Below are 20,017 nucleotides of genomic sequence, written 5' to 3' on the forward strand. Positions count from 1 at the left end.
AGACGCTAAGACTGAAAACTCTTCACTTTCAAGCGTCAGCAGCAGGACAAATAAAAAGCCGGGCAAAAGCCCGGCTTTCCATATCTTCATATACCGCATCTATAAAAGCGGGTTGAGGTCCAGCGCTAACCGCTGAAACGGTAGGTCAGGCGTAAGCCAAATGACCGCGGACGCAATACCGTTGTCTGGAACGACCGCACACTCGCGCCACTCACGGTCTGGTTATAGAGGCGGGATGATTGAACGCCTGTTTCGCCAAACTCGTTGAAGAGGTTGTTAACATAAGCTGTGAGTGCCCAATCCTCAGCGTCATAGACCACCGACGCATTGGCGACCCCGAAGGAGTCCAACGTCAAGCCGTTGCCACGACCACCGGTGCGCGACAGCACATCGCCCTGGTAGGCATAGCCAAGGTTATAGTGCAGTGCATTGCCATTGCTAAGCGGCTGATCATAGGACGCGAACATGGAGAATTGCACCTCAGGCGAGCCCGGAAGCCTGTCGCCGTCCTTACCGTCAACAAACGCGGAGCCAAAACCCGGAGGGGTAATGGTGCGAATGAGCGACGGCACATCAGCCGTAAGCTCAGACTTGGTGTAACTGAAGGAACCACGAAGACGGAACTGGTCCGTCACCCGCCAGTTACCGCTGAAATCAAAGCCTTTGGAAACGGCACCAGTCGCGTTGATGGTGATGGGAATACTTGCGTTTACCGTCGCTGAGCCCAACTGCGGGTCTTGCCATTTCACATAATAGAGCGCGGTATTGAGCGTCAGGGCACCATCAAGCCACGCGGTCTTCAAACCAAGTTCATAGTTGGTGGTTTTGTCCGGGCCAAAAGCAAGCTCGTCAAACTCGGCCGTATCACCGTTTTCATTATAAACCTGGCCTTGAGCCAACGCACAGGCACCCTGTTGCTTATCAGGGTCAAACGCCTCGCATTGCCCGATGCCATTTGAGTTACCGATCCGGTAGCCTTGGCTAACAGTCGCATATACAAGCGCATCATCGTTCAACTCATAAGATGTGTTGATCTTGAACAAAGTGCCATTGTCTTCCTGACCCGCTGTCGGATCAAATGGCCGGTCAGAGAGGCCATCAAAGTCCGGAATGGTGAAATCCGGGTCAAAGAGCGGAAAGTCAATCTCGGCAGAAGTCTCTAGCTTATACTCGAAATACCGCCCACCAACGGTGACCTGCCAACGGTCCGTGATGTCATAGCCAAACTCACCAAACACGGCCTTCTCAACAAGGCGTCCTGTATTGGAAGAGAAATATTCCAGATCATCAGGGCGATCGAAGCCTGCAAAAGCAGCATAACCCGGCGTATATTCAGCCGAAATACCCTTGGTATTCAACTTGTTATAATAACCGCCGATAATCCAGTTATAGTCGTGCTCCCCTTTGGACACGAGGCGTACTTCCTGGTTAAAGAAAGTGCTTTTCTCGTCCTCGAAAGTGTAAGCCGTGAACGTCGGGAATGTCTCGTAGGAGTATTCAAGGCTGATAAGCAGGTCAGTCTGGTCACGCTGGCCATTCTCACGGTAGCGTCCAACACCCGAGGCAGAAGTTAGCTCTGCAAAGCCGAGATCTGCCGTGATCTCAAGCGCGAGCAGTTCGTTCTCTGTCTCGTTGGGTTCAAGCACCCGGCTTGGGGATTCGTAGCGTCCCGCAGGCACAGGGCCACGATGCCCGCTGGTTGTGCGGCCTTCGTTGTCACTGTTCTGGAAATAGTAGGTGAGCGTTGCATCAATCCGGTCGGTCGGCTGCCACCTCGCTGCCACACGGCCAGAGAGTGCTTCCTGCCCATTTACGTCCTTCGCTGGGTTGAAGTTCGCCGCTTTATCGGTCTCACTTGAGAAATCCGGGTCAGGCTCGGAAACGCCGATATTCTTCACAACAAACGGATAGTCGATGAAGCCCTTGTCGTTCAGGTAATCAAGCGATCCGCGAATAGCAAAGGTGTCAGAGATTGGCAGGTTAATGGTAAAGCCAACATCTTCGCTCACACCGTCACTCTTCTGGGTCATGTAGGCGTCAGCCCGCACCTCGAGCAACATTTCATTAAAGTCTGGTTTGTTTGGGATATAGCGGATGGCACCGCCAAGCGTACCAGCACCATAAAGCGTGCCCTGTGGCCCAAGCAGCGTTTCAACGCGCTCAAGGTCATTCAGTTTCAGGTCAATATAGATCGGAATTTCACCAAGATAGGTTGCGACCGTTCCGCCGCCATCACTTGCAGAGCCCTGACCCAGAGCATCAGCATTAAGGCCGCGCACAATGATCCGGTTACCGTTCCGACCGCCGCGGTCCACGACGTTAATGCCCGGCACATAGGCCAGAACGTCAGAGATATCGGTGAAGCCTTGCTCTTCAATTTGGGCGCCACCAACGGCAGAAATATTGATAGGCACGTCTTGAACCGTCCCGGCGCGACGGGTCGCTGTAACCACAATTTCATCAATAGCGAAAGCCGCTTCTGTGTCTTGACCGTCTTGTGCACTGGCGACATTTGTCCCTGTCACCATAAGAGCGAGGCTGGTTGCCGCGCCGCACATAAACCGTGCTCTTGTATCCTGTTTTCGCTGTATGCCTGTCATAGCGTGATCAAAGATCATGAGTTTCCTCCGTATTATCGACCCTCAGGCCACTTGGAGCAGCCCCCACGCTGCTTTATTTTTCTCGAGCGATCTTTTCGGCGGCTTATTGAATATTTTTTGCCGCTACCCTTGAGACAATCTCATTTCCGTGTTTCCACAAATAAAGAAACTTATCTCAGCAACGTTGCTGGGTGGTTTATTCTAAAATTGTAACAAAAATGGCACAGGTTTAGGACGATGGTTCTACTCCCAGTTTAGATCCCTCCTTCTCTTTCTAGAAAAAGTCGTTGCGTGAGGCGCCCTTCACTGCATACAAAATCAGAGCAACCTTAATATGCTACTGATTCAAAGACTTGGAACGAAGAGGTGACTTTGACCGAAGCACTGCGCATGATGTACGCGAAGCAATACCGCGAAGGCCACACGCTGTGTATGGAGATGATCCGTGCCAACGTGAGTGACCCCAGACCCTATCATGCGCTTGGTGTTCTGGCTTTTGACCACGGTAATTACGCAAAGGCGGAGGAGCTATACGCGCGCGCGACCAAGCTTGCGCCTGAAGAGGCACAATATTGGGCCGCCATAGCGCAGGTTCGGTCAGTTCTAGGGCGCCAGAATGAGGGGAGAGAGGCGGCGGAAAAAGCCGCGAGCCTGAAAATTTCCGATCCACTAACGGCAGACACCATTGGTGTTGTTTTCAGTCGCGCGGGCTTTCATGAGCGCGCCATACCCTTCTTTGAAACCGCAATCAGGCTCAACCCAAAGCCAGCAAACTTTCACTACAACCTTGGCTCATCACTTCAGTTCTCCGGCCGGTTTGATGAAGCCAAAGAGGCATACCGTGCCACGCTCGCCCGTGAGCCTGGCTTTTTCAAGGCCTACACCGGGCTCGTGGCGCTTGAAAAACAGACAGCTGACGGTAACCAACTCGACACGCTCCTCACCATATTCGAGGCCCACAAGGCAGATGGTGACGCGGCACTGCACATTGGGCACGCCATCGCCAAAACTCATGAGGATTTGGGGGACTATGATGAAAGTCTCATCTGGCTAGAGCGCGCAAAAACCATCAACAGGGAACGCTATCCGGTCGATGCGGGGGCACAATCCAAGTTATTCGCTGCGGCAAAAACCACGGCGAAAACGGGCACTGAAAGTGGCGACCACAGCGATAGTGCCCCCATCTTCGTCACGGGCCTTCCGCGCACCGGCACAACCCTGGTGGACAGAATCATCTCATCGCATCCAGACGTTACGGCAGCGGGTGAGTTGAACACATTCGCAGCGCTCATAAAAACCATGACAAAAACCGGTAGCAACACGGTGTTGGACGCCGAAACCATGCAGCAGGCGGCATCGCTCGACCTCGCGCCCATTGGGCACAGCTATATGGCTAGCACAAAGGCACTCTCACGCGGCGCGCACCGCCTGACAGACAAGATGCCGCTTAATTTTTTCTATGCCGGACTTATTCACCAGGCGTTGCCAAACGCACGCTTCATTGTGTTGAGGCGCGGCGCCATGGATAGCTGCCTCAGCAACTACCGCCAGCTCTTCTCTACTCAGTATTCCTACTATAATTATACCTTCGACCTTGAGAACACGGCTCGGTTCTACCGTGAATTTGATGACCTGATCACCCATTGGCGCGCCACACTTCCCCCGGAGCGTTTTATGGAAGTCGCTTACGAAGATATTGTTTTTGATCAGGAAAACCAGACACGTCGGCTGCTCGACTTCTGTGACTTGAGCTGGAATGAGGCCTGCATGCGCTTCCATGAAAATGAAATGCCCGTCTCAACGGCAAGCTCGGTTCAGGTCAGGCAGCCGCTGTATTCGGGCTCCATTGACCGGTGGAAAAAATATGGCCAAGGCCTCGATAAACTAAAAGCAATACTGGGTGACCTCGCCACATAAAAACGGCCCCGCACAGTCGCCGGGGCCGTTAATCTGTTACGCATCAAAGCTCTAGTGTGAGCGATGCTTGAAAGGCATCTCAAACTCAACATAAGGCGTGCCGGAACTATCTGTCGGTGTTGAGATCATACGAAGTACACCCTCGTCACCTTTCAGCTCTATATGGGAAAAACCCCAGATCATGCCACGTATATAATGGGCAGTTTGCTGCGGGTACGCTTTGGCCTGATAGGCTGCGAACTTATTGTGGGTAGACCGCTCCTTGGACGCAGCACCGGAAAGCACATGCAACAAGGGCTCTTCCGTGCGGCCATTTGGTGTGGTCTCGCAGCTATCGGTGTGTATCTCAAGCGAATGTTCATGGCCCGCAAAATAGGCATCCGCATAGTCACAAAGCATAGGCAGTAGCACCTTCCTGAGCGCACGCCCTTGCTCAAACTTTGAACCACCAGTTGACCACAGTGGGTGGTGACCAATCACAAACTTCCATTTTGCGGTTGAGTTTTTAAGCCCTTCCTCAAGCCAAGCCGCCATATTGCGCTCGCCCTCATTGGCGGGTTTCGCCCATTCATCAATGTCATCCGGGCCTGTGCCTTTTTTCTCGCTGCCATCCGGGTTCAAAATTGCCTCAGGGTAGCCAAGGCCAGAGAGCATCACCTCAGTATCGATGACAAAAATTTCCACGTCACCGCCTGCTGAAGGTGGCTTCACGCTATAGAAGATGCCGTCCATATAAAACTGGTCAGATTTTTCCATATAGTCGACCTGAGCCATCGCACCTTCGCGCGATGTGTGCCAGTCGTGGTTGCCAAGCGCCGTGTAGATACGGAAGTCAGGGTCATCCGCCCCAAGTCCTTTGTAAGGAATGGTGAAAATATCCTCAAAACGCTTCTCGTCACTGATGCCATCTGCCCCCATCGTGGCACCGTCAGGGTAGATGTTGTCACCGAGCATCATGCCAAACTCGCATGCGTTTACTTTGCAGTAAGCCAGCATGGCGTCCGCCACCGGCCGTTGACCGCTTCGCATAATATAACCGCCCATCTCCGGATGGAAATAGAGCGAAGGCATCTGAAACTCGGAAGGGTTTTTCTGATCCTCAGCCCAGTCCTTCCGATAATCCGCCTCAAACGATTCCAAAGTCCGGAAAGGCTCTTCCCACAGGCTTTTCTTCTGGTAGCCATAATGATACCCGCTATCCCCGAACGCGAGGAAGGAGATGGTTTTATCGCCAGCTGCATTACCCGCCGCTTCGTCGTTTTGCGCACACGCTGTGCTGGCAAGAAGTGCGGCAGCTGCCACAGCCATTAGGGGTTTAAACTTATACATAACCATCTCCCGTTCAGGTTTATTGTGCCAGCAGCACATAAAAGAGAATTGTGACAATCGAGATCGTCGCACCGGCCTTTTTGGCGTGCGGCCAAGGTGTGATGTCCACGGCCTTGGTATAGACTTCCTGATAAGGCTCTTGCACCGGGCGTAGTTTGCTGATCACCACCATCAAGATGCTGGTAAGGATGAACACGAGCGCGAGGAAGTGCAGGAAGTGAATCTCATCGGTTGTACCAAGGAGGTTTTGGGCAAAGGCCTGCACGCTGTCACCAAAAGCAAAGACCAGAAGGTAAAAAATCACCGGCCCCAGCACCATGCCCACCTTGGCGGCATAGGCGGAGACATAACGCGTGGTCATGCCCAGCAAAATTACCGCCAGCATCGGGCCAAAAAATGTCGCGTTGATTTTTTGCAGATAGTTGAACAGGCTACCGCTCGTATCAATCAGCGGCGCAAATGCCATTGCCGCCAGCGCGAGCGCAATGCTGCAATACCGGCCGCTACGCACCAGCGCCTGCCCGTCTGCATCCGGGTTGATGAAACCACGATAAATGCCCTGGCTAAACAGGGTGGCTGAGCTATTGAGCACGCTATTGAACGTGCTGAGGACCGCGCCCACCATCACGGCAGCAAAGAAACCCACGAGCGCATCAGGCAATACCGTTTTCACCAGCATCGGGTAAGCCATCAGATAGTCTTCCCGGCCGATCTCCCCCTTGAACATATGAAAGGCGATCACACCCGGCAGCACGATGATGAAGGGCCCGATAAGCTTGAAGCATGCCGCGATCAGTACGCCCTTCTGCCCCTCTGCCAGATTCTTCGCGCCCAATGCGCGCTGCACGATGGACTGGTTGGTACACCAGAAGAAGATCTGGTTCACGATCATACCGGTAAACAAAACGCCAAATGGCAGGAAAGAGCCGGGCTCATCACCTGTGATATCAAACTTGGGATGCTCAGCCGTATACACTTTGTTGAGCCCCGCAAACATATCGCCGTCGCCCACCATTATGAGCGCCAGTATCGGCACGAGGAGGCCCGCAATCAGGAAACCTACACCGTTGACTGTATCGGAGATTGCGACAGCCTTAAGCCCACCAAAGATCGCGTATAGTGAACCAAGGGTGCCCACACCCCAGACCATCATCCAGGTGGCAGCATTTTTGCTGATCCCGAAGGTGGCTGAGACATCAAACAAGCTTTCAAGCCCCGCCGCGCCAAACAGCAATACAACAGGCAGTATCGCAATCACGTAGGAGAATAGGAACAAAAGCGAAGCAATGATCCGTGTCTGCTCATCAAACCGGTTCGCCAGATATTCAGGGATGGTGGTTAGCCCGCTTTTCAGGTAGCGCGGCAGGAAATAAAGCGCTGTCACCACCATCGCGAGCGCGGCGGTTGTTTCCCACGCCATAACGGCAATCGTATGATTAAAAGCATCCGCGTTGAGGCCAACCAGATGTTCGGTCGACAAGTTGGTCAGCATGAGAGAGCCCGCTATCACCCAGGCCGTTAACGACCGGCCACCCAGAAAATAGGCGTCCGACGTGTTCATTTTATCGTCTTTGGTTTTCCAGTAGGCGATTGCCGCCACAAGTGCGGTAAAGCCGACGAATGTCACCAGAGCCAACATAAATACCCCCTCCCCAGAGAGCTTTGTGCTCGTTAAAGAATTTATATTTTATTAGACCTTATTTTCAGAATATTTATTCTTTTTCTGCGCAATGTCAACATTTCAATTCTGAAACGTGGGGATAAAGGCCGTGTCTGTTTAGCCGCGTGCGATCTGTTCGCTATCCAGCCCAAGGCCGATAGCGAGGGCTTGCGCTAGACACATGGTACCCGTGATTGTGCGGAAACCGCTGACCGTTACCTTGTCGGTCAGGAAATAACAGTCGCTGATTTTAACCACGGGGCTCACGAGCTTGTCGGTCATGGCAATCACCTTAGCGCCTGCTTCGCGCGCCTGCTGTGCCACACTGATCACCTCATCCGCATAGTTGGGGAAGGTAGCCACAACAAGCACATCCCCCTCACCAATAAGGCGCGCCTGTTCGATCAGGTTACCGCCTACACCGTCAAGCAGGAAGGCGCGCATGTCCAGATTGCGCATCATATAGTAGAGATAACTGGCAACCGGGTACGACCGCCGCTGACCGAGAATATAGATATTTTTGGCGGCCCGAATGGTAGCGATTGCCTCGTCAAGCCGTGGCGCTGAAACCTCGCTTTGCAAGCTCGTAAGTGCGTCGCGGTTGGCCTCCAGAAACACATTGAGGATGGGGTGAGCACCACCCGGGTTCTCAGACGCACCTTCCTTCAGTTTTTCGATACGGTCCGAATAGTTGGCCGAATAGCCCGGCAACTGCTGCACCAGATTACTGCGAAAGATACGCTGAATTTCAGAGAAACCTTCAAAATCGAGCGCTTGCGCAAACCGGATCAGGCTTGAGGGTTGCACCTCAAGGCGGGATGCAATCTCCGCCGCCGTATCAAGCGCTGTATCGACCGGGTTATCCAGAATGAAGCGCGCGATCTTTTTAAGCTGTTTGCTGAGCCCATCGAAACGCCCCGCAAGAACGGTATTAAACTCGTCAAAACTGTAATCCGCACGGGTTTCCGTCTTTGCCATAAAGCCCCAAGCTCCCTCTATCCTGCCTGAAATGTCCTTCCGCGAAATAATTATACCCAGAACTAAAAGAAAAGGAATGCAAATTTCCAATGCGGAATATATATTCCTTAAGCGCCCCAAAATCTGCCATGCGACTACCTTGGGAAGGATCACTATGCAGGACATTAGGATTGGGCTGATTGGCAGCGGCTTCATCGGCAAAACACATGCTATCGCCTATCAGGCGCACAACGCGGTTTTTGGCGGACCGCTTAAACCCATTTGCCACACCTTGGCTGAAGTGAACGATGCCCGCGCTAGAGACGCAGCTGCGGCCCTTGGCTTCCGGCACGCCACCGGGGACTGGCGCAGCCTGCTCACCAACGATGAGATCGATATTATCGCTATCGCAACGCCTAATGCGCTGCATAAAGAAATGACGATCGCGGCCATTGAAGCGCGCAAACATGTTTATGTGGAAAAACCATTAGCCCTCGATACGCCTGAGGCAGACGAGATTATCAAGGCTTATGAAGCCCGCCCAAAAGGCACCGCACCCCTTGTGCATATGCTGGGCTACAACTATCTCTGCAACCCCATGATCAGCGTCGCAAAAGAGATGATAGAGGCGGGCGAGCTTGGCCAGATTGTACACTTCCGTGGGCGCCATAATGAAGACTATATGGCGGACCCATCTGTACCCTTCAGCTGGCGCTGTTCAAAAGCGGCGTCTGGCACGGGCACACTGGGCGATATGGGCTCGCATATCATCAGCATGGCCATGCACCTTATAGGCCCCATCGCTTCGCTCTGCGGTGATACAGACCTTGTGGTGCCAGAGCGGAAAGACGCAACCGGCACCATGAAAGCCGTAGAGAATGAAGATCAGGCTCAGGCCATCGTGCGCTTTGCGTCTGGCGCCATGGGCATGATCGAGACGAGCCGAGTTGCCGTTGGCAAAAAGCAAGGCCTCGCCTTCGAAATTGTCGGCACAAAAGCAAGCCTTGAGTTTGATCAGGAACGCATGAATGAACTCCGGCTGTATGAGACGAGCGCCCCAAAAGGCCGCGCAGGCTTCAAAACCATCCTTGTGGATGGCAACTGTCCTGACTTTGCGGCCTTCTGCCCCGCGCCGGGCCATGGCCTTGGGTATAATGACCTCAAAATCATTGAGGTTAACCGTTTAATGAAGGCTATCGCAGGCGGTGCCGACGTGCCCGTGGACCTTTATACCGCGCGAGACATTGAACGGGTGATTGACACCTGGGTCGCATCCGCAGAACAGCGTTGCTGGTTGGATATCGGGCGCCTGTAGGCGCCCAATCATCTTCTAGAGCGCAAATCCCGCCTCACGGGCATAAGCTTCAAGGGAGGCATAGCCCATACGGGCATATTCAAGCGGGTTAGCTTTTGCAGGGTCCTGTTCAGCCTCAACCACAAGCCAACCGCTATAGCCAGCCTCCGCCACGACCTTAAGCACCGCGGGGAAATCCACATCACCGTCACCTGGCACAGTGAACACACCGTCCACCACACCGCTCAGGAAACTGCTGTTGGACGCTTTCACATCTGCAAGCACGCTCAGGCGTACATCCTTACAGTGCACATGGGCGATACGGCTGGCATGGCGTTTGGCAACAGCAAGCGGATCACCGCTTGCGAAGGTCAAATGCCCTGTATCCAAAAGCAGGCCGACATCATCTGACGTCTCAGCCATCAGGCGGTCAACCTCAGCCTCTGTCTCAATCACCGTCCCCATGTGGTGGTGGTAGGCGAGCGTGAGACCGCGTCGTTTCACGTGGGCTGCAATTTCAGACAGACGTGCGGTAAACACCGGCCAGTCTTCCTCCCTCATCACGGGACGATCAGACAAAGGCGTATCTTTGGCACCGTGCACACAGCCACTTGTCTCTGCCCAGACGACCACATCACAGCCCATGGCTGTCAAGAGCGACAGATGCGGCTCAAGCGCGATGATCTCTTCGTCGACAGAACGGCTTAAAAGCTCAGACGAATACCAGCCTGAGATAAGTTCAATACCGTGCCCTTTGAGTATCGGTGCAAGCACATTAGCATCGCGCGGAAACTTATGCCCAAGCTCAATACCCTGATATCCAGCTTCAACGGCCTCACTCAGGCACACATCAAGTGGCGTAGCACCCCCCAACTCCCGCATATCATCGTTTGACCATGCAATCGGGTTGGTGCCGATACGTACTAAATTACCCATCTATTTTTTGCTTTCCTTTTGCGCCCTGGTAGGTTGCCAGTCGGTCATCCGCCCCCGTCAGGTCAGATGTTTCAGCCACTGGCACATCCCACCAATGGCCGCCTTCTTCCGTACTGACGGCAGGGTCCGCACTCATGACAATAACACTTGTTTTATCCGCCACTTTGGCGCGGCGCACAGCGGCGGCGAGATCACCAAGGGAAGATACCTTTTCGGCCAGCGCCCCCATAGACCGGGCATGCCCGACAAAATCAATTAACGGCCGCTCCCCGTCTGTGCGGGTGCCGCTTTCAAACAGATTGTTGAACGACCGCCCTGTGGTACCGCCCTGCAGCCGGTTGATACAGCCGTAGCCACCGTTATCAACCAGCATGATGATCAGCTTCTGTCCCATCAGGATCGATGTTGAGATTTCAGAGTTCATCATCAGGTAGGAGCCATCGCCCACCAGCACAAACACGTCGCTGCTTGGGGTCGCCATCTTGACCCCAAGGCCACCGGCGATCTCGTAGCCCATGCAGCTAAAGCCATATTCCAGATGATAGGTGCCTGGCGCTTTCACCTGCCAAAGTTTGTGCAGTTCACCCGGTAACCCGCCCGCTGCGGCGACAATTACGTCGCGCGCATCCACCGCACGGTTAAGTGCGCCCAAAATCTGCGCGTCAGATGGCAGCGGGCGGGTATCCGGTGATGTCACCTTCTCGGTGACTTGCGCCCATTGAGCGCGTCTCTCTTTGGCTTTTGTGCGTGCACCTTCACACGGCTCCAGCGCGACTCTCAGGCTTTCGAGCCCGAGGTGTGCGTCAGAGACAAGTGGCACGCTGCGGTGTTTCACCGCATCGAACGACGCCACATTCAAATTAATGATGCGCGCGGACGGGTTTTCAAACAGGGAGCGTGAGCCGGTCGTGAAATCCGCAAGGCGGGTACCAACGGCCAGCACCACATCTGCCTCACGGGCAAAGTCATTGGCAGCAGCGGTGCCGGTTACGCCAACACCGCCCACATTCAGCTCATGGGACCAGGAAAGGCTGCCCTTGCCAGCCTGCGTTTCCGCGACCGGTATGCCCCGGTGCTCAGCGAGCGCAATCAGCGCCGCCTCCGCACCACTATATCTCACGCCACCACCCGCAATAATGAGCGGAGCCTTGGCATTCGCCAGCATATCCACAGCCCGTTCAAGCTCATGCGCGTCTGGCCCTTGGCGGCGCAACCGGTGTACCTGCGGCTCGAACATCGCTTCGGGGAAATCATACGCCTCAGCCTGCACATCCTGCGGCAAACAAATTGTGGCCGGGCCACAATCAGCGGGGCACGTGAGCACACGCATCGCCTGTGGCAGGCTGGTGATCAACTGCTCAGGCCGGGTAATGCGGTCAAAATACCGGCTCACTGGCCTGAAACAGTCGTTCGCGACATCAAGAGGACTTTGGGGGTTCTCAACTTGCTGTAGTACGGGGTCTGGCCTGCGGTTGGCGAAAGTATCACCGGGCAGGAACAACACCGGCAGGCGGTTCACACGCGCGAGCGCCGCAGCTGTCACCATGTTGGTGGCACCCGGTCCAACCGAGGTTGTGCAGGCCATCATTTGCCTGCGGCGGGTTGCTTTGGCGTAGGCAATAGCTGTGTGAGCCATCGCCTGCTCATTATGCGCACGATAGGTGGGCAGCACGTCCTGCACTTGCGAAAGCGCTTCACCAAAACCCGCTACATTACCGTGACCGAAGATGGCAAAAACACCGGCAAACATGGGCATGCACTCGCCGTCCACATCCACCATCTGCGCGGCCAGATAGCGGGCGAGCGCCTGACCTGTTGTTAAACGTATTGTTGTCATGCGCTTGCTTTCTGTCTTCCCAAAGCGTCTTCTCGCGCCGCGATCCAGCATTCAATCAGGCGGCCATAACGCTCCGTCATCTGCCCGACCGCCTCATCATCGCTGAAGCTGCCCTTAAGCCATGCCCGCGCGGCATCCCCGAAGATAGTGCGTCCAACGGCAAAGCCTTTGCAAATCTTGTGGTGGGCGGCAGCGTCAATTGCCGCCATCACGTCAGCCTCGGGTGCATCAAGGCCCAGAAGCACGATACCCCGGCAGTGAGCATCCCGGCTTTCAATCGTACCGGCTAGCAACTGCCATTCCGTTTCCGACAGGGGCGTCGGCAGTTTCCACCAATCGGGGTAGATGCCGATGTCATACAGGCGTTCCATAACCACCTGCACGGTATTGTCGGCCCGTACCATATCGGCGGGCGGAATAACCTCCACCAGCAGTTCATGGCGGGTTGCGCGCGCCGCCGCCATCAGGCGGAGCAGCGCCTGCTCCTGCGCCTCACGCAGCGCCTCGTCATCATCGGGGTGATAGAACACCAGGCATTTCACGCAGTGTTCCTGTGGCCATTCGCGAAGCGTTTGCATCAGGCTTGCGCCGCCCTCAAATGTCAGTGGGCGCGAGCCGGGATATTCAATCGGGCGTCCAATCCAGATACCCTGCCCGCTTGCGCGGTCCAGCGCTGTTTGCCCAAGCCGCCCATCACACAGGATGCCAAGCCCCCTATCCTGATATTTTGCTTTCGCGCGCTCAAACGCCGCAATGCACAGAAGTTTGAACGCATCCACCGCCTCCGGCCCACGGCCTGCCTCAAGCGCCATATCTTCAAGCTGTTTGCGATGATCAAATGCGAAAGCCAGAACCTCGGCAAAATCCCGCTCGCGGGTTGTGGACCAGTGAAGCTGCTCCAGCAACTGGTCATGCCTGAGCGCATGATGCTGGCTGCCGTGCGCGATAAAGTAGCGTGCTTCCTCATAACTCGGGATCGCAGGGGCACAGCCATGGCGTGACACCACAAGCGCGCCCGACGCGTTGGCAAGCTGGCAGCTCTCCGCCCAGTTCAATCCTTTGATATATCCCCGCAGCAGGCCTGACATGAAGGCATCCCCTGCCCCCAGCACGTTAAACACCTCAACCGGAAAACCGGCGTGGATGTCATAGTCGGTCTCGTCCGCCGGGATTTCGTCTTCAAACACGGTGCAGCCGTCTGGCCCAAGTTTGAGCACCAGCACCGCGTCTGTCACCCGCCTGATCGCCTTCAGCGCTGTGATCGTGTCGGTCGAACCGCCCGCGATATGAAATTCTTCTTCCGTGCCGACGATCAGGTCACAGTGTGGCAGCATCTCCGCCACACTTTTGCTCACACCCTCATTCGCCACAAAACGTTCTTCGCCAAGCCCCGGATTGGTTAAACCCCAGAGTACAGGCCGATAATCGATGTCAAACACAACCTTGGTGCCCGCCGCACGCGCATATTCTGCCGCCTTAAAACTCGCCGCACGTACACCCGGCTTGGACAGGTGGGTGCCGGTCACCACCAGCGCCTTGGCCGACGCGATAAAATCTGGGTCAAAGTCATCCACACACAGGGCCATATCGGCGCAATTTTCCCGGTAAAACACGAGGGGAAATGTCTCGCGGTCCCGGATACCCAGGAACACAAGCGCCGTGAGGCGGGATGGGTCGGTATGCAGATGGCTTGTATCCACGCCTTCCGCCTCAAGCGTCTGGCGAATGAAGCGGCCCATATGCTCATTACCAACCCGGCTCAGGAGGGCGCTTTTAAGCCCCATACGGGCAGTGCCGACAGCAATGTTGGCCGGGCATCCGCCAATATATTTGGCGAAACTGCCCATATCCTCAAGAAGCCCACCGATCTGTTCACCGTAAAGGTCAACCCCGGCACGCCCCATACAGATCACATCGAGGCTTTTCTGCCTGCTCATAACTTGATCCCTTTGGGCTGCCAGAACTCGGCATCGGCATCCATGGTCCATGCATGCTCTTCTACAAAATGCGGAATGCCGTAACGGCTGTCCGGCAGGTGCCGGATAACCCAGGCGTAATACATGCCGTAGCCGGGGGCCGCGACCTGCGCATGGGTTTTCTTGTCCATGATGCGTACGCTGTCATACGGGCGGATCTTGAGCACATCGTCCTCAAGTTCACCATGCCCCCAACCCCGCGGGTCGGTGAAGCGGTAATGATAAATCTCCGGCTGCGCATGGTGATGCGGCGGGTAGGATGACCATTTGCCCGGCATAGTGATCACTTCACCCAGCACAAGCTGCGCGTTGGGCGACGAGTTTGTATCGTCAAAAATCGTGCGCACAAAACGAAGGCATGTGCCACCAACCTGCCCCTTGCCGCGCGGCTCATCAACACCGGCATCAGGCTCATATACTTCGGTCGGGAACTTGGCTTCATTGTCGCACTGGTAGATCGTGAACTCAGCATCCGTTTCTGCCGTAACCTCAAGGCGCACGCCCTTCGCGCCATGCACACAGGAAGGATGCTCGTCAAAAAGCGACGCGCGCGACCACGTAAACACATCCCCGTCAACCGAAAGCTTCACTTTGCCGTCCATCAACAGCCAGGCGCATTCATTCTCGAATAGCACGCTTGTGCTCTCGCCCGCCTTAAAACGCCAGACAGCCACGCCGATGCCCGTTGGCTCCGACGCTTCTGTGTGATCGGTGATGGTCGTATAGCCCATCCCGAAACCTTCCCGGTGGTTCGTGACATGCTCAAACATGAGCCCCTCCCCAGTAGACCTTCGCCCATGCTAGAATGCCGGACGACGCATTTACATAATAACCATTTACGAAAAGAAATATTTATTCTATTTTAACAATAGGTCAAGAATTTTAATTCTGTTTTGTATATTTTTTGGGAAGGAAACCAATATGACCCACGCAATTTGCCTGATCGGCGCTGGCCGGATCGGGTGCATACACGCAGCAAACTTCGCTTCCTTGAGCGGATTTGAGCTGAAGTATGTTGTGGACCCAGTAGCGGCAGCGGCGGAGAGCCTCGCCGCCAAAACCGGCGCAACGGTCACAGACCTCGATACCGCGCTTGCTGATTCGGACGTTAAAGGCGTGATTATCGCGAGCGCCACCAACACGCATGCAGACTTTATCGAGAAAGCCGCCAAGGCGGGCAAAGCCATCTTTTGTGAAAAGCCGGTAGACCTTGACCTTGAACGCACCGCCGCGTGCCTGAAGGTGGCGGAAGCCGCTGGCGTGCCCCTTCTTCTTGGTTTCAACCGGCGCTTTGACCCCAATTTTGCGGCCCTTAAGGCCAGCATTGACGCAGGCTCTGTTGGCGATGTGGAAATGATCCAGATCACGAGCCGTGACCCCGGCGCCCCGCCCGTGTCCTACATCAAAACAAGCGGCGGGCTTTTCAAAGACATGATGATCCACGACCTTGATATGGCGCGCTGGTTACTGGGTGAAGAGCCCACAGAAGTGACCGCCCACGCCAGTTGCCTGACCGACCCTGCGATTGCTGAGGCGGGCGACGTGGACAGCGCGGTCGTGACCCTGCGCACAGCATCAGGCAAGCTCTGCCAGATATCCAACAGCCGCCGCGCGGTGTATGGTTATGACCAACGGGTTGAGGTACACGGCAGCAACGGCCTTGTCCAGATCGGCAACCAGCATGACAGCACACTGCAAGTGAACAGTGGTGACGGTCTGCGCGGCGACAAGATCCAGCATTTCTTCCTTGAGCGCTACGCCGAAGCCTATAAGCGCGAGGCGCTTCATTTCCTTGATATACTCGACGGCAAAGCGGCGCCATTAACCTCCGGTGTGGACGGTGAGAAAGCGCTCATCCTCGCGGAAGCTGCAGGTCGGTCATTCAGGGATGGTATCGTCGTCAAGCTCTAGGCTTTATCGCGAAATTACAATCAAGCTGGTGCGGCTATCCGCACCAGCTGTGAGCTACAGGCGAACAAGCTTTATTTCGCTTTTCCTACCTGCTCGGCATATGCCCTCAAAACATCAAAACGGCTTTTACCTGCCATTGAACTATCCTGAAAAAAAATGGGAAAATGAACACCCATATTGGCATCCATGCGAAAACGATTCGTAGCACCGCTACGTTCCACTAAATCTACAGCCTCTAAGTTGAGAACATTACTAAAGCCGAAATGCAGGTAGTGCGCCCGATTGATACAAGACACTACTTTTTGCTGGACCTCTTCAGATGGGTGTTGATCAGGACCCAACGCTGCGAACGCAATTGTCTTTTGGACTCTATAGTTGCCTTCCAGACTAAACAATACGCAGTCACCCTGATCTAAAACATGACGCGATAACGTGACATTCTTCGGAATGGAAGCCGTCAGGTATTCCATCGCCGATATACCTTCAGGGCCTATTTTCTCATCAAGCAACGCTGGGCTTCCCACAACTACAAGGTCTGAATCAATCGCAGTCGCTGCTTCTTTGAGGTAGGGATAAAAATAATTGCTTCGCAAAACGGCGGCATTTCCGCGAATGAAGCTTGGTTTTGAAGCTAATGTGCCGCCATAGAACACCGCAGTTTGATATGCCTCTTGCTTTCCCGCCCCGTAAATCACCTTCCTCAAACCTGCACTGACAAACCTATCCTGCCCATCTGCGAAAGCCATACGGTCAAATAGTTTAATCTTCTCAACATACCGGGAATGTATATTTAGGCCGTCGAACACACCGTCGTAGTTTCGGTCAGATCCTTGTTCACCGGCCCCTTGGCATGCCACGGGAATAAAACTAAGTAGAACAATCGCTAAAAGCCTCCGCATCACTCGCCCTTCCCGTCGCGCCTTGCTACCCCAATTTCCACTTATAGGTACTTCCACACAATCTCAAGTCAAGCTCAAACCATGGCATGCACTGCTCATAAAAAAGGGGCCGGCGAAAGCCAGCCCCAGATGTTCCTACTTATGCCCCAAAGCACAGTTGGAAGGGAAAATCAGAAGTTATAGCGTGCCGTGAGCAGGAACACGCGGGAGCTTTGCTCACGCTCGACCTCAAACTCGTCAACGACACCAGCCCGCATATCATCAAGGCTATCAAAATTGCGCTCTGCCTGATTGCTTTCAGCGTTCAGGAGGTTGTTGGCGGTCAGGCGCAACACCAGCCCGCTTTCAAAGCGTTTCTCGATAAAGAGCTCAAGGTTACCGCCATAATATTGGTCTTCGATCTCGGCGAAGAAGACACTTCTGGCCAGCCCCTGTTTCTGGTAGCTGAAGCCCGTTGTTGCCTCAATGGCCGGGAAGTTCTGCGTCACACCAACGTTATAGACATATTTGGGCTGGTGATTGAAACGTACGTCTTCCTGCAAAAACTCGTCATACCGGCTGGACCAGATGCGGGTATAGTTCGCGAAGAAACCAGTTTCCTCAAGCCCCATGAAGGCAAGCGGTGTACTGACGTCAAACTCGATGCCGTAGGTTTTGCCGTTGCCCACGTTGTTGTAGGTATAAAGCCCGCCGTCTTCCGTGTCGCCAATGCGCACAAGCTGGGTGAGATCTGAAACCTTACGGTAGAAGAAGTTTACACCCAGAATACCGTTTGCGGGCAGCGTATGCTCATAGCCCACGTCAAGGCCCCAGGATTTCTCCATCGCGAGGTTGGCATTCCCGATGGTGATATCATCATCATCGGGCTCGTCCTGCAACTCGGCTGGCACAAGCTGGTCAAAGGTCGGCCTGCGCACCGTGCGGGCAATACTCATGCGCAATTGACCGTCCGCGCCCACATCTTTCTGGATATGGAGAGATGGGTTCAGGAGCGTGACAGAGTTTGAGACCTCTGCCGCACCGGGCGCTGAAACCTTGGTGTTGGTATGCTCAAGCCGCACGCCGGTCTCTACCGTCATGCCGTTGCCGAGCTGCCATTCACCCACGAGGAAAGCGTCATAGCGTTTTTCCTTAACGTCGAACTGGCTTTCGCTTTCAATATCCAGCTCACCAAAATCGTCCGCTTCCATCAACGTCAGGCCGTAATCACGGTCCTTGAACTTGGTGGAGGCCCCGAACTTGAGCATCATGGAGTCAAACTCATGTTTGATACCGAAATCAGCCGCGAACTCTTTATCCTTGCTTGTGACCAGCTCACGTTCGCGATCATCAAGGCTTTCTTCACCGTCTTCAAAATCAAACTCGCGGTCATACTGGTCTTCGGTGTTTTTGAACTGGCTGTAGCGCACCATGGTGTCAAAAGATGTCTCATCCGAGATCATGCCTTCATAAAGCGCACTGAAGCCAAAGTTCTCCTGCCGGATTTCAGTGTCCTGCGATGCCACCTTGTCGCCAACAAGTTCGCCATCATCGCGTTCCCACTCGGTGGTATCCTCACGCTCGTCGCGGTTGGTATCGATATAGAAACCGTCAAACCGCAATTCACCATCATCACCCACCTTGAAGGTAACGTCTGCATTGAGAGACAGATCGAGGTTCTCGCGACTATCGAGCTGAACAGCCCTGCCGTCTGCGACAGATGCGTTAAAGTCATCCGGCGAGAACAGATCACGGCCATCCACTGAGTTCGGGAAATCACCGGCGACGATTTTTTCTTCAACAAATTTCTTGGCGTTGAAACGCTGCTGCACGTTTGCGGTGACGGAATAGAACACCCGGTCGTTATCACTACGCCCCGCGTAGGAGATAGCCCCCGCGCCGCGCAGTTCTTTATCCTTGGCGGTATAAAGCCCACTCGCACGGACCGAACCACCTTCCGGCAGTGTTGCCCCTTCCTTGAGGATAATGTTGATGGTGCCGCCCACGCCCTGGCTATCGATATCCGCGCCTGGGCTACGGATCACTTCAATACGTTCAATAATCTCTGCCGGGATACGGTCAACCAGCACGGTGCGGTCATTGCCCGCGCCCGGCACCGGTCTGCCGTTCACCAAAACCTGCGTAAAGCCATCTGCCATACCGCGCATCTGCGGTGCATCATATTCACCAATATCACTTGTAAACGCCACGCCAGGCACACGCTTAAGCATGTCGCCTGCGGAAATAGGTTCAAATTTCTGGAAAAATTCAGTGTCATATGTCAGCTCCGGTGAAACGGAAGCTGTCCGGTTCCGGGTTACAATTTTGCCCGTTACCACAATTTCTTCAAGGCTCATGTCAGCTGGTGCTGCTTGTGCCCCTTCACTCTGCTGGCTCTCCTGCGCGAACGCAGCGGGTGCCAGTGCCATAACCATACAGGTGCTTAAAAGCCGCTGCCTTACAGTCGTGTATCCCATGGTTACCTCCCCAGGTTTCCCGATTGTCATTCCCAATTTTATCGCCACTGTATCTCGCTTAGGACCAATGAGATGCCAGTGGGGGCGCCTTCCCGCGGATGCCTGATTATCTGGAATCGGGCTTTCCGTTACGAGTTATTATAGAATTTATATTCTTTTTTTCAACACAAATGAAAATTTTCTTCTTTTTTCTCTTGAAACTGGCGCAGGGCAAGGCATATCTAAGAGCAAGGGAAGCCAAAAAA

13 protein-coding genes are annotated in these 20,017 nt (G+C 54.4%); 3 read left to right on the forward strand and 10 right to left on the reverse strand.

What is annotated here, in order from left to right:
- Positions 1-125 precede the first annotated feature (125 nt).
- The gene (locus ACN0XZ_RS10055; RefSeq protein WP_417457621.1) at positions 126-2,618 is read right to left on the reverse strand and encodes a TonB-dependent receptor; all 2,493 of its coding nucleotides are present in this window, start codon (positions 2,616-2,618) and stop codon (positions 126-128) included.
- Positions 2,619-2,966: 348 nt separating this feature from the next.
- On the opposite strand from ACN0XZ_RS10055, the gene ACN0XZ_RS10060 reads away from it, so the two are divergent.
- Entirely contained in the window at positions 2,967-4,517 is a 1,551-nt protein-coding gene (locus ACN0XZ_RS10060) for a tetratricopeptide repeat-containing sulfotransferase family protein (protein ID WP_417457622.1), read from the forward strand.
- 51 nt (positions 4,518-4,568) lie between these two features.
- Here ACN0XZ_RS10060 and ACN0XZ_RS10065 read toward each other — a convergent pair whose 3' ends face one another.
- The 3 genes from ACN0XZ_RS10065 to ACN0XZ_RS10075 all read right to left on the reverse strand — a co-directional run bounded on the left by ACN0XZ_RS10065 (position 4,569) and on the right by ACN0XZ_RS10075 (position 8,484).
- Complete coding sequence (locus ACN0XZ_RS10065; protein ID WP_417457623.1) at positions 4,569-5,846, reverse strand: metallophosphoesterase; 1,278 nt, start codon at positions 5,844-5,846, stop codon at positions 4,569-4,571.
- 19 nt (positions 5,847-5,865) lie between these two features.
- Entirely contained in the window at positions 5,866-7,485 is a 1,620-nt protein-coding gene (locus ACN0XZ_RS10070) for a solute:sodium symporter family transporter (protein WP_417457624.1), read from the reverse strand.
- A 138-nt stretch (positions 7,486-7,623) separates the two neighbouring features.
- Entirely contained in the window at positions 7,624-8,484 is an 861-nt protein-coding gene (locus ACN0XZ_RS10075; RefSeq protein WP_417457625.1) for a MurR/RpiR family transcriptional regulator, read from the reverse strand.
- Positions 8,485-8,638: 154 nt separating this feature from the next.
- Between ACN0XZ_RS10075 and ACN0XZ_RS10080 the strand changes: the two genes are divergently transcribed.
- Positions 8,639-9,778, forward strand: a complete 1,140-nt coding sequence (locus tag ACN0XZ_RS10080) for a Gfo/Idh/MocA family protein (RefSeq protein WP_417457626.1) — start codon at positions 8,639-8,641, stop codon at positions 9,776-9,778.
- Between the two features lie 15 nt (positions 9,779-9,793).
- Here the strand turns inward: ACN0XZ_RS10080 and iolE are convergent, their stop codons facing one another.
- From iolE to ACN0XZ_RS10100, 4 genes are read right to left on the reverse strand one after another with little or no spacing between them, the layout of a single operon-like run.
- Positions 9,794-10,693 carry a myo-inosose-2 dehydratase gene (gene iolE / locus ACN0XZ_RS10085; protein ID WP_417457627.1) on the reverse strand — a complete coding sequence of 300 codons (900 nt, stop codon included), beginning with the start codon at positions 10,691-10,693 and terminating at the stop codon, positions 9,794-9,796.
- A complete protein-coding gene (gene iolD, locus ACN0XZ_RS10090; protein WP_417457628.1) occupies positions 10,686-12,530 on the reverse strand; it encodes a 3D-(3,5/4)-trihydroxycyclohexane-1,2-dione acylhydrolase (decyclizing) in 1,845 nt (614 codons plus the stop codon). Before iolD ends, iolE begins: the two co-directional genes overlap by 8 nt.
- Positions 12,527-14,467, reverse strand: coding sequence for a bifunctional 5-dehydro-2-deoxygluconokinase/5-dehydro-2-deoxyphosphogluconate aldolase (locus ACN0XZ_RS10095; RefSeq protein ID WP_417457629.1), 1,941 nt, complete (start codon positions 14,465-14,467; stop codon positions 12,527-12,529). Before ACN0XZ_RS10095 ends, iolD begins: the two co-directional genes overlap by 4 nt.
- On the reverse strand, positions 14,464-15,276 hold the full coding sequence (locus ACN0XZ_RS10100) for a 5-deoxy-glucuronate isomerase (RefSeq protein WP_417457630.1): 813 nt from the start codon (positions 15,274-15,276) through the stop codon (positions 14,464-14,466). Before ACN0XZ_RS10100 ends, ACN0XZ_RS10095 begins: the two co-directional genes overlap by 4 nt.
- Positions 15,277-15,427: 151 nt before the next feature.
- Between ACN0XZ_RS10100 and iolG the strand changes: the two genes are divergently transcribed.
- Entirely contained in the window at positions 15,428-16,417 is a 990-nt protein-coding gene (gene iolG, locus ACN0XZ_RS10105; RefSeq protein WP_417457631.1) for an inositol 2-dehydrogenase, read from the forward strand.
- A 71-nt stretch (positions 16,418-16,488) separates the two neighbouring features.
- Here the strand turns inward: iolG and ACN0XZ_RS10110 are convergent, their stop codons facing one another.
- Both ACN0XZ_RS10110 and ACN0XZ_RS10115 read right to left on the reverse strand, forming a co-directional pair.
- Positions 16,489-17,319 carry a hypothetical protein gene (locus tag ACN0XZ_RS10110; protein ID WP_417457632.1) on the reverse strand — a complete coding sequence of 277 codons (831 nt, stop codon included), beginning with the start codon at positions 17,317-17,319 and terminating at the stop codon, positions 16,489-16,491.
- 167 nt (positions 17,320-17,486) lie between these two features.
- On the reverse strand, positions 17,487-19,772 hold the full coding sequence (locus ACN0XZ_RS10115; protein ID WP_417457633.1) for a TonB-dependent receptor plug domain-containing protein: 2,286 nt from the start codon (positions 19,770-19,772) through the stop codon (positions 17,487-17,489).
- Between the last annotated feature and the right edge of the window lie 245 nt (positions 19,773-20,017).

This window comes from Kordiimonas sp. (assembly GCF_048264555.1).
GTDB lineage: Bacteria > Pseudomonadota > Alphaproteobacteria > Sphingomonadales > Kordiimonadaceae > Kordiimonas.

Excerpts from the sequence above, each read along its gene's own strand:
- ACN0XZ_RS10070 (WP_417457624.1), bottom strand. The coding sequence starts at position 7,485 with ATGTTGGCTCTGGTGACATTCGTCGGCTTTACCGCACTTGTGGCGGCA.
- ACN0XZ_RS10115 (WP_417457633.1), bottom strand. The coding sequence starts at position 19,772 with ATGGGATACACGACTGTAAGGCAGCGGCTTTTAAGCACCTGTATGGTT.
- ACN0XZ_RS10065 (WP_417457623.1), bottom strand. The coding sequence starts at position 5,846 with ATGTATAAGTTTAAACCCCTAATGGCTGTGGCAGCTGCCGCACTTCTT.
- iolE (WP_417457627.1), bottom strand. The coding sequence starts at position 10,693 with ATGGGTAATTTAGTACGTATCGGCACCAACCCGATTGCATGGTCAAAC.
- iolD (WP_417457628.1), bottom strand. The coding sequence starts at position 12,530 with ATGACAACAATACGTTTAACAACAGGTCAGGCGCTCGCCCGCTATCTG.
- ACN0XZ_RS10100 (WP_417457630.1), bottom strand. The coding sequence starts at position 15,276 with ATGTTTGAGCATGTCACGAACCACCGGGAAGGTTTCGGGATGGGCTAT.
- ACN0XZ_RS10055 (WP_417457621.1), bottom strand. The coding sequence starts at position 2,618 with ATGATCTTTGATCACGCTATGACAGGCATACAGCGAAAACAGGATACA.
- ACN0XZ_RS10075 (WP_417457625.1), bottom strand. The coding sequence starts at position 8,484 with ATGGCAAAGACGGAAACCCGTGCGGATTACAGTTTTGACGAGTTTAAT.
- iolG (WP_417457631.1), top strand. The coding sequence starts at position 15,428 with ATGACCCACGCAATTTGCCTGATCGGCGCTGGCCGGATCGGGTGCATA.
- ACN0XZ_RS10080 (WP_417457626.1), top strand. The coding sequence starts at position 8,639 with ATGCAGGACATTAGGATTGGGCTGATTGGCAGCGGCTTCATCGGCAAA.
- ACN0XZ_RS10095 (WP_417457629.1), bottom strand. The coding sequence starts at position 14,467 with ATGAGCAGGCAGAAAAGCCTCGATGTGATCTGTATGGGGCGTGCCGGG.